The 15747-nt window shown below is 65.0% G+C and carries 12 protein-coding genes; 6 read left to right on the top strand and 6 right to left on the bottom strand.

Annotated elements, in window-relative coordinates; genetic code table 11:
- The 6 genes from XF30_RS05630 to ugpB all read right to left on the bottom strand — a co-directional run.
- Positions 1–917 (bottom strand): ABC transporter ATP-binding protein (locus XF30_RS05630; RefSeq protein WP_146207784.1); only part of this gene is annotated, 917 nt, incomplete at its 3' end.
- Positions 918–1011: 94 nt separating this feature from the next.
- On the bottom strand, positions 1012–1911 hold the full coding sequence (locus XF30_RS05625; protein ID WP_109142157.1) for an ABC transporter permease: 900 nt from the start codon (positions 1909–1911) through the stop codon (positions 1012–1014).
- A 3-nt stretch (positions 1912–1914) separates the two neighbouring features.
- Entirely contained in the window at positions 1915–2928 is a 1014-nt protein-coding gene (locus tag XF30_RS05620) for an ABC transporter permease (protein ID WP_109142156.1), read from the bottom strand.
- 218 nt (positions 2929–3146) lie between these two features.
- Entirely contained in the window at positions 3147–4766 is a 1620-nt protein-coding gene (locus tag XF30_RS05615) for an ABC transporter substrate-binding protein (protein WP_109142155.1), read from the bottom strand.
- A gap of 353 nt (positions 4767–5119) precedes the next feature.
- Positions 5120–6076: an aminoglycoside phosphotransferase family protein gene (locus tag XF30_RS05610; RefSeq protein ID WP_109145583.1), complete on the bottom strand. Its 957-nt coding sequence runs from the start codon at positions 6074–6076 to the stop codon at positions 5120–5122.
- 251 nt (positions 6077–6327) lie between these two features.
- Positions 6328–7650: a sn-glycerol-3-phosphate ABC transporter substrate-binding protein UgpB gene (gene ugpB, locus XF30_RS05605; protein WP_192893042.1), complete on the bottom strand. Its 1323-nt coding sequence runs from the start codon at positions 7648–7650 to the stop codon at positions 6328–6330.
- 299 nt (positions 7651–7949) lie between these two features.
- Here ugpB and XF30_RS05600 point away from each other — a divergent pair, with 299 nt between their 5' ends.
- The 6 genes from XF30_RS05600 (at position 7950) to XF30_RS05570 (ending at position 15733) form a co-directional block, all read left to right on the top strand.
- The gene (locus tag XF30_RS05600; RefSeq protein WP_109145582.1) at positions 7950–8960 is read left to right on the top strand and encodes a TRAP transporter substrate-binding protein; all 1011 of its coding nucleotides are present in this window, start codon (positions 7950–7952) and stop codon (positions 8958–8960) included.
- Positions 8961–9014: 54 nt separating this feature from the next.
- Positions 9015–11045, top strand: a complete 2031-nt coding sequence (locus tag XF30_RS05595; protein WP_192893386.1) for a sensor histidine kinase — start codon at positions 9015–9017, stop codon at positions 11043–11045.
- A complete protein-coding gene (locus XF30_RS05590; protein ID WP_109142153.1) occupies positions 11015–12760 on the top strand; it encodes an ATP-binding response regulator in 1746 nt (581 codons plus the stop codon). The genes XF30_RS05595 and XF30_RS05590 overlap by 31 nt, the downstream gene beginning before the upstream one ends.
- Positions 12761–12799: 39 nt before the next feature.
- Positions 12800–13531, top strand: a complete 732-nt coding sequence (locus XF30_RS05585; RefSeq protein WP_109142152.1) for a response regulator — start codon at positions 12800–12802, stop codon at positions 13529–13531.
- A 407-nt stretch (positions 13532–13938) separates the two neighbouring features.
- The gene (locus XF30_RS05580; RefSeq protein WP_036020284.1) at positions 13939–14550 is read left to right on the top strand and encodes a sigma-70 family RNA polymerase sigma factor; all 612 of its coding nucleotides are present in this window, start codon (positions 13939–13941) and stop codon (positions 14548–14550) included.
- A 484-nt stretch (positions 14551–15034) separates the two neighbouring features.
- On the top strand, positions 15035–15733 hold the full coding sequence (locus tag XF30_RS05570) for a cytochrome c biogenesis CcdA family protein (protein ID WP_036020281.1): 699 nt from the start codon (positions 15035–15037) through the stop codon (positions 15731–15733).
- Positions 15734–15747 lie beyond the last annotated feature (14 nt).

Raw genomic sequence — 15747 nt, 5'->3', positions numbered from 1 at the left:
GCCTCTGCGAACTCGACTCGTGGAGAGTCCCCCTCACCCGCCGCACTTCGTGCGTCGGCCTCTCCCCGCGCGCGGGGAGAGGCAAGAGTCTCCTCTTCCGGCAGCAGATCGCGCAAGCTCACCCCGAGCCGCGGCGTCGCGCGCATCAGCTTCTTGGTGTAGGGGTGCTGAGGGTTGGCAAAAATGTCGGCGGCGGTGGCGGTCTCGACGACGCGGCCCTTCTCCATGACGACGACGCGGTCGCAATAGGCGGCAGCGAGGCCAAGATCGTGCGTGATCAGGATGGTCGACATCGCGCGGCGTTTCGTCAGCTCGACGATCAGGTCCATCACCGCCTTCTGCGTGGTGACATCCAATCCGGTCGTCGGCTCGTCGGCGATGAGCAGCTGCGGATTGCAGGCCAGCGCGAGCGCGATGACGACGCGCTGGCACATGCCGCCCGACAGCTCGAACGGATAGGCGTGATAGCGCTCGCGCGGGCGGGCGATCTTGACCTGCTCGAGCGCCTCGATCGCCTTCTCGCCGTGATCTGCGACCTGGGCCTGCTGCACATGGGTGCGCAGCACGTCCTCGATCTGATCGCCCACTTTCCGGATCGGGTTCAGAGCGGCGCGCGGGTTCTGGAAGATCATCGAGACTTCGCGGCCGCGCAGATCGCGCATCTGGTCTTCGGTGGCGGCCTTGACGTCGATGCCGGAGAACATCACCGAGCCCTCGGCGATCTTGCCGGCGCGGTCGAGGATGCGCATCACCGCGTAGGAGGTCACCGACTTGCCGGAGCCGGACTCGCCGACGATGGCGAGCGTCTCGCCCTTCGCGACGGAGATGTTGACGTGCTGCACCGCCTTGACGATGCCGCGTCGGGTGGTGAATTCGACCGTGAGGTCCTGGACGTCGAGCAGGGGCTGGGCCGTCATGGACGGCTCCCGTCACTCAAGCGGTCGAAAACAACCCCATGCACAGTAGAATGGCGACTGAAATCATTGGAGAATTTCTGACGTACGTCTGCCATCACGTCCTCCGCTGGGGATCGACGATGTCGCGGAGGCCATCGCCGAGCAGGTTGAAGCAGAACACGGCGATCATCAGGGCAAGGCCGGGGAAGAGCGCGATCCACCATTCGCCCGACACCATGAAGCCCGCGCCTTCGGCGACCATGATGCCCCATTCGGCGGTCGGCGGACGGACGCCGAGGCCGATGAAGGAGAGGCCGGCGGCGTTGAGGATGGCGTAGCCCATGGTCAGCGACATCTGCACGATCATGATCGGCATGATGTTCGGCAGGATGTGCACCAGGAGGATGCGGAATTCGCCGTTGCCTGAGAGACGCGCGGCCTGCACGAAGCCGGCATTGCGGCGGACATTGGCTTCCGCGCGCGCGACGCGGGCATAGAGCGGGAAGTTCACGATCGCGGTGGCCAGGATGATGTTCTGCACGGTGTTGCCGAGCGCGGCGACGATGCCCATCGCGAGCACGAACAGCGGGAAGGCCATAATGGTGTCGGCGATGCGGCCGACGATGCGGTCGGTCCAGCCGCCGAAATAGCCGGCCGCGATGCCGGCAAGGCCGCCCATCAGGAACACCAGCGCGACCGAGGCGATCGCGATGAAGAAGTCGAGGCGCGTGGCGACGATGACGCGGCTGAAGATGTCGCGGCCCAGCTGGTCGGTGCCGAACCAATGCGCCGCCGACGGCGGCTTCAACGCAGCCGCGGTGTCCGAAGCGAGCGGATCGTACGGCACCACGTAAGGGCCGAACAGCGCAGCGAACACGATGATCAGGAGCAGCGCAAAGGCAAAGCCCGTGACCTTGTTCTCGCTGAGGACGTAATGGGTCTGCTCAAGCACCGCGACGAGGCCTGACGTGCGGGCGGGGCCGACAGGTTCAACAGCAGGCGCAACGGAGCTCATAGCCTAGCCCTCCAACCGCACGCGCGGGTCGATCACGCCGTACAAGATGTCGATGATCAGATTGAGCAGCACGTACATCACCGCCATGGTCAGCACGAAACCCTGCACCGGCGCGAAGTCGGAGGAGATCAGCGCTTCCACCGCGTAGGAGCCGATGCCCGGCCATGCGAACACTTTCTCGACCAGCACGTTGGCCCCCAGCAGGAACGAGAACACCATGCTGAGCGTGGTGATGACCGGTAGCATCGCGTTGCGGAACGCGTAGGTGACGATCACGGTTGCCGGCGACAGGCCGCTGGCGCGCGCGGTGCGGACGAATTCGGATGCGAGCACCGCGAGCATCGACGCGCGCGTCATGCGCGCGATCGGCGCCAGCGAGAAGGTTGCGAGCGTCGTTGCGGGAAGAATGAGCTGGCTCAGCGCCGAGCGGAACGCCTCGAGATCGCGCGCGATCAGGGTGTCGATCAGATAGAAGCCTGTCACCGTCGGCGGCGCGCTGTAGAACACGTCGAGACGGCCGAGCGGCGCCGGCGACCAGCCGAGCCGGAAATAGAAGACATAGACCAGCACGAGGCCGGTGAAGAACACTGGCAGCGACACGCCGGCCGTGGTCGTGATCCGACAGAGATGGTCGATCCATGATCCCGGCCGCGTTGCCGCGAGCACGCCGAGCGGAATGGCGATCGCAACGGACACGAAGAGGCCGAGCAGCGTCAGCTCGGCCGAGGCCGGCAGTCGGTTGCGGATCTCGGTGGCGACCGGCTGGCCCGTCGTCAGCGAGTTGCCGAAATCGCCATGCGCGAGATCGTTGGCATAGCGGAAGAACTGTTCGACCAGCGGCTTGTCCAAGCCGAGCTTCTTGCGGATCTGCTCGACGGCTTCCTTGGTCGCGGCGGGGCCGGCGAAGTAAGCCGCGGGATCGCCCGGCAGCGCGCGCGTCAGCAGGAAGGTGACGATGACGACGCCGATCAGCGAGGGAATCGCGAACATCAGGCGCTTGCCGATCATGGTCAGCATAGCAACCTCCTTCCGCATTCCGATTGGGAACAAGCTCGCACGGCTTGTGCCGCTGCGCCCCCTCTCCCCTTGTGGGAGAGGGTTGGGGTGAGGGGTAGCGACAAGCGAGATCGAAGTTCGTGGCTACCCCTCACCCGTCTCGCCGCTACGCGGCGAGCCACCCTCTCCCACAAGGGGAGAGAGAATGAGAGAGGCGTGCGCACCTCACTCATGACCCCTTACCCCTTCGCCATCGCGCGATAATCCAGCCGCCGGTGGAACCAGTACTGGTAGCCGCTGACGTTCTTCTGCATCGCGACGTTGACGAAGGGCTGGTAGAGCGGGATGCGCGGGACGTCGGCGAAGGCGAGATCGACGAAACCCTTCACGTCGGCATCGTAAGCGGCCTTGTCGCCGGTGGCGGCCGCCGTGCGCGCACCGTCGATGAACTTGTCCATCGCCGCCGACTTGTAGCTCATGGTGTTGAACACGGAATTGTTGCCGTGATAGCACCAGTAGAAGAAGTACTCGGGGTAATCGAGCCAGCCCGAGAAGACGTTGGTGAAGAGCGGCATCTCCTTCTTGTTGAGCTCGGTGCGCCAGTTGGCGCCGGGCACCTTGTTGATGGTGGTCTTGATGCCGAGCTGGGCGAGGCTCTCCTGCACGAGGACGCAGAGCGGCTCGTTGACGCCGGCGAAGTTGAGATCGAACGAGATCGTGGTCTCGAAGCCGTTGGCGTAACCGGCTTCAGCCAGCAGGGCCTTCGCCTTCTCCATGTCGGTGTTGTACTTGTGCGGCTGCGGCCAGGCGACTTCGGTGGCCTTGTCCTTTGCGCCGAACATGGGATTGCCGAGACCGAACAGCACGGCGTCCATGATCTTCTGGTACGGCAACGCATAGGCGATGGCCTGCCGCACTTTCGGATTGTCGAACGGCGGCTTGGTGACGTTCATGCCGATATACTGGATGCCGTTGGAGAACGGCAGCGACACCACGTTGAGCTTGCCGTTCGCCTTCATCTCCTGGAAATCCTTGAACGGCAGCTCATAGGAGATGTCGGCATCGCCGCGCTCGAGCAGCGCACGGCGGTTGCCGGCCTGCGGCACCATGCGCCAAATCACGCGCTTGATCTTGGGAAGCGGACCGCCGACCCAATCCTCATTGCGCTCCATGATCACTTCGGTGCCGGCGGTCCACTTCGTCACCTTGTAGGCGCCGGAGCCGGCGGTCTGCTGTTTTGTAAACTCGAGGCCCCAGGGATCCTTCTCGCTGGCATTCTTCTTCACCAGCTCGGAATTGACGATGCAGGGCACGATCACGGCGAGATCGGGGATCGTCAGCTTGTCCTTCTTCAGGAAGTCGACGCGCACAGTGTGATCGTCGACCACGACGAACTGCTCGGCCTTGGTGAGCGACCCCGCGCTCATCTGGAAGGTCGGGAAGCCGCCGACGCTGACGGCGCGGTCGAGCGACCATTTCACGTCTTTCGCGGTAACAGGCGCGCCGTCGTGGAATTTGGCGTTCTTCTTCAGCTTGAAGGTGACCGACATGTCGTCGATCTTCATGTCGTCGGCGAGTTCGCCCTTGAACTTGTCGCGGTCGTAATAGGGCACGCCGCCGGGACCGCTCTTCATCTCGTGGCTGATCAGGCGGTCGTAGCAATTCCAGGAGACTTCATAGCCAGGCACGTTGGTGCCGATGCCATGGATGTCGAGATTGTTGGGGCCGCCTTCCGAGACGATCAGCAGCGTCTCCGAGCGGGCATCGGCCTTGGCCGAGGAGATCAAGGACGGCATGGCCGGAAGCGCCGCGCCAGCGGCCAACCCGGAAACGGATTTAAGGAAATCGCGGCGCTTCATGAAATCGCTCCAACACAAAGTTTTTGGCTGGAACTGGATTCGCAAGGTTTGTGCCAAGGCTTAACGGAAGACTAAAGTCCATCTAAGCTACTGATGTTACAGATTATTCCCGTTCTCACCACTCTGCACCGCAACGCGTAATTGCATACAAAGACACACAATTGCGTAAAAATTAGGCTGGTCGGCTTGAGGGATCATTATGAAGGCAGCCGCCGGCGCTCGCCCCGGCCCCCAGAGTCATTCCGGGGCGATGCGCAGCATCGAACTCGGAATCCGTCGGGCGGCAGGACGCGCGGCACAATGGATTCCGGGCTCGCCGCTGCGCGGCGCCCCGGAATGACGGAGCGGAGCGCTCAGCCCGGCCAGATCAGGTCCTGGAGCTCGACGAGATTGGCGGCCCGCTCCTGCCAGCCCTCGATGCAGATGTGGCTGTTGAGGTCGCTGGCGCGGTGCAGCAGCATCAGGGCCATCAGGCGGCGCTTGAGGGTGAAATCCAGCGTCGTATAGCCAAAACCTTCGAGCAGGCTCTTCACCCTTCCCGGATGGCCCGCCGCCATGAAGGCGCTGGGGCCGAGCAGATCGTAGTCGCGCCACCCTCTGAGCACGTCGCCGAAATCGAACAGACCTGCGAGCGACCATTGGCCGTCATCGCAGGCGAGAAGGAAGTTCTCGGGAATGTATTCGCCGATCAGGATCACGGGCGGCGCGTCCATCGGGATCAGCTTCGGGGCGTCACGTAGGAGATCGTCGAGGCCTTCGAGGAATTTTGGTGCGAGGCCGAGACGCGTGTGCCGCGCGCGGCAGCCCTGCATCTGGGCGCGCATGAACGCATCCCAGCGCGGCTCGATGGACGCGAGCTCCCCGAGCGGAACGCGCTGCACGGCGGCGATGGTCTCCCCGATCTGGAGCAGCAGGCGCTCCTTCTGCGGCTCCGGCAGTGATGGCCAGACCTCCGAACCCAGCGTGCCGGCGAGGCGCGTGATGACGAGATAGGGCCAGCCGTCGCGCATCCCCTCCGCGACGATCTCGGGGATCGGCAGGTGCAGACGGCCTTTGAGCTGCGTCAGCGCGGCGCGCTCCGAGACGAACTGCGCTGCGAGCAGCGGCGGAAAGATTTTCAGGATCAGCCTGTCGCCGAGGCCGACCACGAGATTGGTGCCGGTCGCAAACACATGCGGCGAGCCGGCATCGAGGCCATGTCTGCGTGCGATGTCGAGAGCGACCGGCAGCCATTGCGCGGAGGCGGAGCGGAAGGCGCGGAAGCTTGCGGCGTCGGTGAAGGGAGGCAGCTGTTGCGGCGTGATTGTCATCTGCACTCGCGTATCGAATGCAGGGGCAACTTTGGTTGACGCGGTGCAAGCCAAGGAAACGGTGCACCTCTCCCGCTTGCGGGGAAGGTCGGCGCGAAGCGCCGGGTGGGGGCTCTCTCCACGTGGGGACACTCTCCGCAGACTTCAGACAATCCCAACGTGGAGAGAGCCCTCTCCCCAACCCTCCCCCGCAAGCGGGGGAGGGAGCGCACCTCGTTCGCAGCGGCGGCGAGACCTAATCGCAACACACCCTACCGCTCGGGACTGGCGCGCTCGAACTGGCGCAAGAGCTTGTTGCCGCGCTCGACGGCGGAATCGAGTGCTGATTGCGCGCTCTTGTGGCCGGCGAAGGCCTGCTCGAGCTCGTCCTCGATCACGCCGCGGATCAGGATGAAGGAGCCGAGCCGGATGCCCTTGGAATTCTCGGTCGGCGGATTGAGCGTGATCTGCTCGAACGAGATCGCCGAGCCCGGATTGCGCTCATAGAAGCCTTGCGAGCGCGTCAGCTCGAACGCGGCGCGGGTCACGGGGAGATAGCCGGTGTTCTGGTGCCAGGCGGCCTGCACGCCGGGCTGGGACAGATAGGCGAAGAAGCGCGCCACGCCCTTGTATTCCTCGCGCGGACGGTCGCGCAGCACCCACAGCGTGGCGCCGCCGATGATCGAGTTCTGCGGCGCGCCCTTCACGTCGGGCCAATAGGGCATCATGCCGTAGCCGATCTCGAACTTCGAATTGGCCTTGATGTCGGCGCGCGTCGCCGAGGAGCCGATGAAGATGCCGCACTCGCCCTTCTGGAAGCGCGGCTCGGCCGACTGCCCACGGCCGCTATAATCGAACAGCCTGGTCTTCTGCCACTCGCTGAGCGCCGCGACGTGATGCACCAGCCTCGGATTGTTGATGGTCAATTCCGCATCCAGCCCGGCGAAGCCGTTCGCCCGGCTCGCGACCGCGAGGTTGTGGAAGGCGGCGAAATTCTCGACATGGATCCAGGACGGCCAGGACGTGGTGAAGCCGCAAGCAGCGCCGCGGTCGCGCAGGCGCTTGGCGGCCGCTCCCAGTTCCGGCCAGGTCTTCGGCGGCGCCTCCGGATCGAGGCCGGCGTCGCGGAACATGGTCTTGTTGTAGTACAGGATCGGCGTCGAGGAATTGAACGGAAAGGACAACAGATTGCCGGCCGCATCGGTGTAATAGCCGGAGACCGCGGGCAGGTAATCACTGAGCGAGAACGGCTCGCCCTGGTCCCGCATCAGGCTGAACACCGGATAGATCGCGCCCTTGGCCGCGGTCATGGTGGCGGTGGCGACCTCGTTGACCTGGACGATGGCGGGCTGGGTGCGCGAGCGGAAGGCGAAGATCGCGGCCGTCACCGTCTCGGTGTAATTGCCCTTGTAGACGGGCACGATGCGGTAATCGGATTGCGAGGCGTTGAAGTCGGCGGCGAGCTTTTCCAGCTGCCGCCCGAGCTCGCCGGACATGGCGTGCCACCAGGCGATCTCGGTGGCGGCCCGCGCAGGGGCGGCCAATGCGAGGGCCGCAAAGGCGGCAACGAGCTGCAAAAGGCGCAAGGCTGACATCAGGATGGCTCTTCCCAGGCCGCGGCGACGACGAGGCGGCTGTCCTGCTTAAGGCCCGGCATTGGTCGTTTCAACCGGGAATGAACGCCGGCCGCGCCGCACAATCAGCCCGCTGGCCGGGGGCGGGATGGGACTTCCTCTTAACATCTGCTGCAGCCCCGTTCCAATCGGAATGGGTTCTAAATTATTAATTTGACGGGTTTTCTTTACGCGAACCGGTATCTACTTCGCTTGAAAACGCTTTAGATTGCATTGAACCTTTTCCTTCCGCCATAGACTCCACCACTGAGGGGTTGAGTGTGCCAGTGTTGAGCCGTGCCGAACTCTCGCGGACCGGGGTGGTCTTCGTCGCGCTTCTGCTTGCCGCAGTCTCGTCGAGCATGCGCGCGACGAGTGCGGTTGCGCGCGAATTTCGCGCCGCCGACACCCAGGCCGAGGACTACCCGACCGTCCAGGCGCTGCGCTACATGGGCGCCCTGATCGCCGAGCGCACCAAGGGCCGCCACGAGATCAAGGTGTTCCACTCCCGCCAGCTCGGGGAGGAAAAGGAGACGATCGAGCAGACCCGGGCCGGTGCGATCGACCTCAACCGGACCAATGTCGCCCTGATCGGCAATTTCGTCCCGGCGATGAACGTGCTGGCGATGCCGTTCCTGTTCCGGTCCATGGAGCACATGCAGAAGGTGCTGGACGGACCTGTCGGCAGCGAGATCCTCGGTAGCTTCGAGCCCTACGGCTTCGTCGGGCTCGCCTTCTACGATTCGGGTGCGCGCTCGATCTATAACGGGGTCCGCCCGGTGAAGACCATCGCGGACCTCAAGGGATTGCGGATCCGCGTGCAGCAGTCGGAGTTGATGAGCCAGATGATGCGCGCGCTCGGCGCCGAACCGGTCGAGCTGCCCTACGGGCAGGTGCTCACCGGGCTTGCCAACCATCTGATCGACGGCGCCGAAAACAACTGGCCATCCTTCGTGACCACGAACCATTACAAGCATGCCGGCCATTACACGCTGACCGAGCACACGATGAGCCCGGAGGTGCTGGTGATCTCTCTGAAGGCCTGGAACAGCCTGTCGGCGGAGGAGCAGACGATCTTTAAGGAGGCCGCGCAGCGCTCCAGCCGGTTCATGCGCGAGAAGTGGCGCGACCTCGAGGAACAGTCGCAGCGCAAGGCGCAGGAAGCCGGCGTCACCATCATCAGGGACATCGACCGCAAGCCGTTCGAGGACGCCATGGCCGCAATCTACGCCAAGGCCGCGCGCGACCCCGCGGCGGCCGCGCTGATCGAACGGATTCGCAAGGTGGAGTGAGGCCTGTTGGCTGCGCTTGGACATAGCGATCACGCGGACAAGCCACCCGGCCCGATCGGGCAGCTGCGCGCGCGCATCGTCGGCCTCTTACGGGCGGTGCCGATCCGCTGGCGCATCCTGTCGATCGCCGCGCTGAACTCCGCCGTGGTCGTGGTGCTGGTGGCGATGATCTGGAACGGCGCCAAGGTGCTCGGCTCGGCCTGGGACGATGTGCGCCAGGTGCGCGAGTCCGACCGGATCCTGGCGCTGCTCGAAAGCGAGACCGGGCGGCTGCAGAACCTGATCCACCGCTACATCAACCAGCCGAGTCCGGACCTGTTCGCCGAGATCCTGTTGCTGCGCGAGGCGGTGCTGGGCACGCTGACCAATCGCGCCGCCAAGGACCCGATGCTATCAGGGTCGGTCGAGGAGCTGGAGCGCACCACCGACCGTTTCCTCAACGGCTTCGGCGAGCTGCGCAGCGTGCAGTCCACCATCGCCAAGACCTATGAGGAGCAGGTGCAGGGCCCAGCCAGGGACATGGCGGGCCTCTACTCCATCATCGAGGGTGCCACTGGCCATCGCGACGCGCTGATCTGGCCCTCGCTCGGCAAATCCCGCGAAGCCTTCACCGCGATGCTGGTCGCGGCCAATTCCTATTACCTGTCGCAGTCGTCGGGCGCCGCCGACGACGCGCGCCGCCATACCGAGACGATCGAGAGGACCATCCCGGTCATGATCGATCTCGCCGACAACGACCTGCAGAAGATGGCCTTGCGGCGGCTCGCGGCCCGCACCGCCGCACTTCGCGAGGGTTTTGCAAAACTCTCCGAGCAGCTTGCGAGCCGCACCGAGCTGCTCCGCAACACCATCGACGCCAGCCAGGCCGAGGCGATCGGCGCCATCGACGACCTCTCGACCAAGATGCGCCAGCGCGAGCAGAAGGCGCAGGAGGTGTTCGACCGCACGCTGGCGGATATCTCACGCCGGGTGCTGTCGATCGCGGTGATCTTCCTCGGCATCATCCTCACCGCGGGCGTCCTGATCGCGCTGTCGATCCGCCTGCCGCTGCAGCAGATCATGACCGCGATGCGGGCGATCACGCTCGGCGACCTCGACCGCGAGGTGCAGGGCACGAAAGCGCGCGACGAGGTCGGGGCCATGGCACGCGCGGTCGAGGTATTCCGCGAGAACGCGATCGCCAAGCGCCGGACCGAGGACGAGCTGCGCGCGTCCAAGGAAAAGGCCGAGAGCGCCCTGCTCGAGCTCAACACCGCGCAGCAGAACCTGATCGACGCCGAGCGGCTGGCCGCGCTCGGCGGCCTGGTTGCCGGCGTCGCGCACGAGGTCAACAATCCGATCGGCATCAGCCTGACGGTGGCTTCGAGCTTTGCCCGGCGCACCGAGATTTTCGAAGCCCAGCTCAAGGGCGAGGGCGGCCTGCGCCGCTCACAGCTGGAGGAATTCGTGCAGTCCTCGCGCGACGCCTCGCAGCAGCTCGTCGCCAACCTGACCCGCGCCGGCGAGCTGATCCAGTCGTTCAAGCAGGTCGCGGTCGACCGCTCCCATGCCGAGCGGCGGCAGTTCTCCTTAAGCGAAGCCACCGACCAGATCATCGCCAGCCTCAAGCCCGTGCTGAAGCGCTCGCCGATCACGCTGGAGGTCGACGTCCCCGAGGGGCTGCTGCTCGATGGCTATCCCGGCTCCTACGGCCAGATCCTGACCAACCTCTTCCTCAACGCCGCCAACCACGCCTTCGCCGACGGCCGCGCCGGCCGGATCGCGATCTCGGCGCGGCCGCGCGGCACCGAGGACATCGAGATCAGCTTCTCCGACGACGGGGCCGGCATGACCCCGGACGTGCAGCGCCAGGCCTTTGACCCTTTCTTTACCACCCGGCGCAATGAAGGCGGCACGGGACTTGGCCTTCATATCGTCTATAACCTCGTCACCCAGCAGCTCGGCGGCCGGATGATGCTGGAATCCAAGCTGGGACAAGGCACTACTTTTCGCATTATCATGCCCCGCGTCGCCAAGGGCGGCGCGCAAAGCACAGAAAGTGACGGATCTTCGCAATGGCCGAACAGGACGATGTCCTCCACCTGATCGACGACACCGGTACCGCGTCGGAGGACAGCAACGCCCGGAAATGGAAGATCGCCGTCATCGATGATGATCCGGCCGTGCATGACGGTACGCGTTTCGCGCTGTCGGACTACAGCCTGAACGGCCAGAGCCTGGAGATCCTGTCGGCCTATTCCGCGGCCGAAGGCCGCAAGCTGATGGCCGAGCACCGCGACGTCGCCGCCGTGCTGCTCGACGTCATCATGGAGACCGACGTCGCCGGCCTCGAGCTGGTCGAGTTCATCCGCAACGAGATCCGGAACGAGACCGTGCGCATCATCCTGCGCACCGGCCAGCCCGGCCAGGCGCCGGAGCGGCGCGTCATCGTTCAGTACGACATCAACGACTACAAGGCCAAGACCGAGCTCACCGCCGACAAGCTGTTCACCTCGCTGACCGCGGCGCTGCGCTCCTATCAGCAGCTCGAGCGCATGGTGCAGACGCGGCGCGGGCTGGAGATCATCATCGATGCGGCCTCGACGCTGTACGACTTCAAGTCGATGCAGCGGCTCGCCGAGGGCGTCCTGACCCAGCTCGCTTCGCTGCTCAACGTCGACTGCGCCGGCATCCTGGTGCTGCGCGACAATGGCGGCATCGATCCCGAGCTCTCGGTGCTCGCCGGCAGCGGCTGCTACAGCCGCTTCATCGGCACCACCTCGTCGAAGGCGCTCGACCCCGAGCTGCGCGAGATGGTGGAGGCCGCGTTCCAGCGCCGCAAGAACGAGTTCGCCGACCATCGCAGCGTGATCTATTTGCGCACCGGATCGGGCCGCGAGGTCGTGGTGCTGCTCCAGGCCGAGCGCGAGCTGTCGGAGACCGACCGTTCGCTGGTCGAGATCTTCTCCTCCAGGCTCTCGATCGCCTTCGACAACGTCATCCTCTACCAGCAGCTGCAGGACGCCAACACCCAGCTGGAGGACCGCGTCGCCCAGCGCACCCGCGCCCTGATGCAGGCCAACCGCCGCCTCTCGGCGCAATGGCTGCGGCTGCAGCGCGCCAACGGCTTCAAGAACGAGATTCTCGGCACCGTCGCGCACGACCTGAAGAACCCGCTCGGCGTCATTCTCGGGCGCACCGAGATGCTCAAGGAGCTGATCTCGACCGGCGCCTCGGAAAGCGGGGTCGTCGCCCAGGTCGACCATATCCGCGACGCCACCAAGCGCCTGACCACGATGGTCGATCATTTGATCTCGGACGCGATGGCCGATGCCTTCGACATCACCATCCGCCGCGAGCCGGTCGACGTCGCCGCCCTGGTCAAGGAGGTCGCCGAGGCCAACCAGCCGCTCGCGGTCAACAAGCAGCAGGCGATCAGCGTCACGGCGCCGCCCAACATCGTCACCATGTGCGACACCGACCGCATCCGCGAGGCGATCGACAATCTCATCAGCAACGCCATCAAATACTCACCGATCGGCGGCAAGATCGACGTCACCGTGGTCCACGAGGGCAGCGACACCATCGTCAGCGTCAGCGACGAGGGCGCCGGGCTGTCGCCGGAGGACCTCGGCCGGCTGTTCGGCCGGTTCCAGCGGCTGTCGGCCAAGCCAACCGCCGGGGAGAGCTCGACGGGACTTGGGCTCTCCATCGTCAAGCGTATCATCGACATGCACGGCGGCGAAGTGACCGCCGAGAGCGAGGGCCCCGGCAAGGGCTCGACCTTCACCATCACCCTCCCCGCGACTGAAATGCCGTGATGCCAAAGCCCGTGATGCAAAGCCCATGATGCAAAGACCATGACCCAAAGCCAGCACATCATGATCGTCGACGATGAGGCTCCGGCCCGGGAGATGGTCGGCGATTACCTCAAGATGCACGGCTTCACCGTGACGCTGTGCGACGGCGGCAAGTCCTTGCGCGCCGCGATCCAGGGCAGCATGCCTGATCTCGTCGTGCTCGACCTCAACATGCCCGAGGAAGACGGGCTCTCGATCATCCGCGACCTCAAGAGCCGCATCAACGTACCCGTCATCATGCTGACGGCGACCGCGAGCCCGATCGACCGCGTCGTTGGCCTTGAGCTCGGCGCGGACGATTACGTGGCGAAGCCCTGCGAGCTGCGCGAGCTGATGGCGCGCATCCGCTCGGTGCTGCGGCGGAGCGGACCGGCCAAGGCGGCAGACGCGCCGGCGGCGAAGGCGGACAAGGAGCAGCTGGTGCGCTTCGGCACCAAATGGCTCGACCTCGAAGCGCAGGCCTTGCGCGACGACGAGGGCAACGAGCATCCGCTGACCGCATCCGAGTTCGGGCTGCTCAAGGTGTTCGCGGCCAATCCGAAGCGCGTGCTGTCGCGCGAGCGCCTGCTCGAGCTCGCCAACGCCCGCGACGCCGAAGCCTTCGACCGCGCGGTCGATCTGCGCATCATGCGCATCCGCCGCAAGATCGAGCCCGACCCGGCCAAGCCTGCCGTAATCCGCACCATCCGCGGCGGCGGCTATCTGTTCTCGCCGCAGGGCGAGAAGGCGTAGGGCGAGCGGCACAACCCGCTCTGCCGTAGCCCGGATGGAGCACAGCGCAATCCGGGGGTGCTGTAGCCGCGGATGGAGTTGCCCCGGATTTCGCTGCGCTTCATCCGGGCTACGAGATTATCGCCCCCGGGACGACAGCGGTAGGTGCGGCGCGACCAAACGCAATCCTCCTAAATTCGTTCCGCGGCGCGCCCGTCCGGCCCCGAATCCCCACCCCGTATTTTCCGTACGTTGAAATCACAAGGTTTTTTGCCCCGAATGTTTCGTCGCACCCTGTCCGGCGAAACAATTTGACGGCGCACGAAACCATTTTCCGCTTTTCGTGCAGACGTCCCGAAACGTTGGCTCATTAACACTTTGACCCAAGGAAACGCCGCTCGGTTGCGGCGCTACGGGGAGCCAAGTCCATGCCGAACGTCATTGCCATCAACGCCCAAGCCAGCCAGAGCATCATTGCCGCTCAGGCGACCTCGGACGACATGCTCCTCGCAAGCATTGCCGACGGCAACCGGACGGCCATGCACATCCTTTACTGCCGGCACAATGTACGGGTGTACCGATTCATCCTGCGCATCGTGCGCGACGCCACCACGGCGGAAGATCTGGTCAGCCAGGTGTTTCTGGACGTGTGGCGGACCGCCGGCCAATTCCAGGGCCGCTCGCAGGTGTCCACCTGGCTGCTCTCGATCGCCCGCTTCAAGGCGCTGACCGCGATGCGCCAGCGCCGCTTTGAGGACATCGATCAGGAGGACGTGCGTCAGATCCCTGATGGTTGCGACACGCCGGAGACCTCGCTCGACCGCAGCGACACCAGCGCCATCCTGCGCGCCTGCGTGCAGAAGCTGTCGCCGGCGCATCGGGAGATCATCAACCTCGTCTATTACCACGAGAAGTCGGTGGAGGAGGTCGGCCAGATCATCGGCATCCCCCAGAGCACGGTGAAGACGCGGATGTTCTATGCGCGCAAGCAACTCGCCGATTTGCTTAAGGGCGCCGGCGTCGACCGTTTCGCCGCTTAACAACAATGTTTTCAAGGGGATAGGACCTCCGTTTTGGCCCTCTCCCCGGACACGGAAGCGTTACCACTGACGAAACAATTGAAACAAACGACAACATCAGGCGGAAAAACTTCCCTTCTATAAAGCTCCCATACGGTTTCGTTAAACCTCCCAAGACCTCCAGCGACCCGGACGATGCCCCGTCCGGGTCGTTTTTATTTGGGCCTGAGTGGTTGCCGGCTCCGCGGTCGGTGCGCTCCCTCCCCCGCTTGCGGGGGAGGGCTGGGGAGAGGGTGTTTCCGCAACGGGGCACTCCCCCCAGAGGAAAGAACCCTCACCCGCCGCACTCTGCGAGTGCGCCGGCCTCTCCGGCAAGGGGGAGAGGCGGGAGCCCGCGGCCACCGTGCTCTGCAAAGCAACAGCCCCCGTCACGAAGCCGTGACGCTGCGTAACGACCGTCCCACCGCACGCGAACAGCCCTCGTGACCTCCCTCACGAGTGCCTCATGCTCGACCTGCTCTTTGCTCTCCTCGCCGGCATCCTCACCATCGCGGCGCCCTGTACGCTGCCAATGTTGCCGATCCTGCTCGGCGCCTCGATCGGGCGCGCGGGGCATCTGCGACCCGCGATGATCGCGCTCGGCTTCGTCTTTTCCTTCTCGATGGTCGCGCTGGCGCTCGGCGCGATCACGCGGGCCTTCGATTTCGATCCGAACGTGCTGCGCGAGGCGGCAGCGGTCCTGCTGCTCGGCTTCGGCCTGTTGATGCTGTGGCCGGCGCCGTTCGAATGGCTGTCGATCCGGATCAACGGCTGGCTCGATCTCGGCAACATCGGCGCCACGCAGCGCGACGGCGCACTCGGTGGGCTGATCCTCGGCACCACCTTGGGACTGGTCTGGACGCCCTGCGCAGGGCCCGTGCTCGGCTCGATCCTGACGCTGGTGGCGACGTCGAAGAACGTTGCCTGGGCCGGCACGCTGCTGGTCGCCTATGCCATTGGCGCTGCGATCCCGATGCTTGGAATAGCCTACGGCGGACAGGCCGCGACCACGCGCGTGCGCAGCCTGGCCCGGATCTCGCCGCGGCTGCAGCAGGGCTTTGGCGTCGTCGTGATCGGCTTCGCGGTCGCCGCCTATTTCCAATACGACACGCTGATCGTGGCGTGGCTCACCGGCTTCTACCCCACCGGCCAGATCGGCCTGTGATCCCCCTCATCTTC

It is taken from the genome of Bradyrhizobium sp. SUTN9-2, from assembly GCF_003122645.1.
Lineage (GTDB): Bacteria > Pseudomonadota > Alphaproteobacteria > Rhizobiales > Xanthobacteraceae > Bradyrhizobium > Bradyrhizobium yuanmingense.
This window is presented reverse-complemented; position numbering and strand designations above follow the sequence as displayed.

What these genes read in the sequence shown, in the direction of transcription:
- XF30_RS05625 (WP_109142157.1), bottom strand. Translation starts at nt 1,911, where the DNA reads ATGAGCTCCGTTGCGCCTGCTGTTGAACCTGTCGGCCCCGCCCGCACG.
- XF30_RS05620 (WP_109142156.1), bottom strand. Translation starts at nt 2,928, where the DNA reads ATGCTGACCATGATCGGCAAGCGCCTGATGTTCGCGATTCCCTCGCTG.
- XF30_RS05615 (WP_109142155.1), bottom strand. Translation starts at nt 4,766, where the DNA reads ATGAAGCGCCGCGATTTCCTTAAATCCGTTTCCGGGTTGGCCGCTGGC.
- XF30_RS05610 (WP_109145583.1), bottom strand. Translation starts at nt 6,076, where the DNA reads ATGACAATCACGCCGCAACAGCTGCCTCCCTTCACCGACGCCGCAAGC.
- ugpB (WP_192893042.1), bottom strand. Translation starts at nt 7,650, where the DNA reads ATGTCAGCCTTGCGCCTTTTGCAGCTCGTTGCCGCCTTTGCGGCCCTC.
- XF30_RS05590 (WP_109142153.1), top strand. Translation starts at nt 11,015, where the DNA reads ATGGCCGAACAGGACGATGTCCTCCACCTGATCGACGACACCGGTACC.
- XF30_RS05585 (WP_109142152.1), top strand. Translation starts at nt 12,800, where the DNA reads ATGACCCAAAGCCAGCACATCATGATCGTCGACGATGAGGCTCCGGCC.
- XF30_RS05580 (WP_036020284.1), top strand. Translation starts at nt 13,939, where the DNA reads ATGCCGAACGTCATTGCCATCAACGCCCAAGCCAGCCAGAGCATCATT.
- XF30_RS05570 (WP_036020281.1), top strand. Translation starts at nt 15,035, where the DNA reads ATGCTCGACCTGCTCTTTGCTCTCCTCGCCGGCATCCTCACCATCGCG.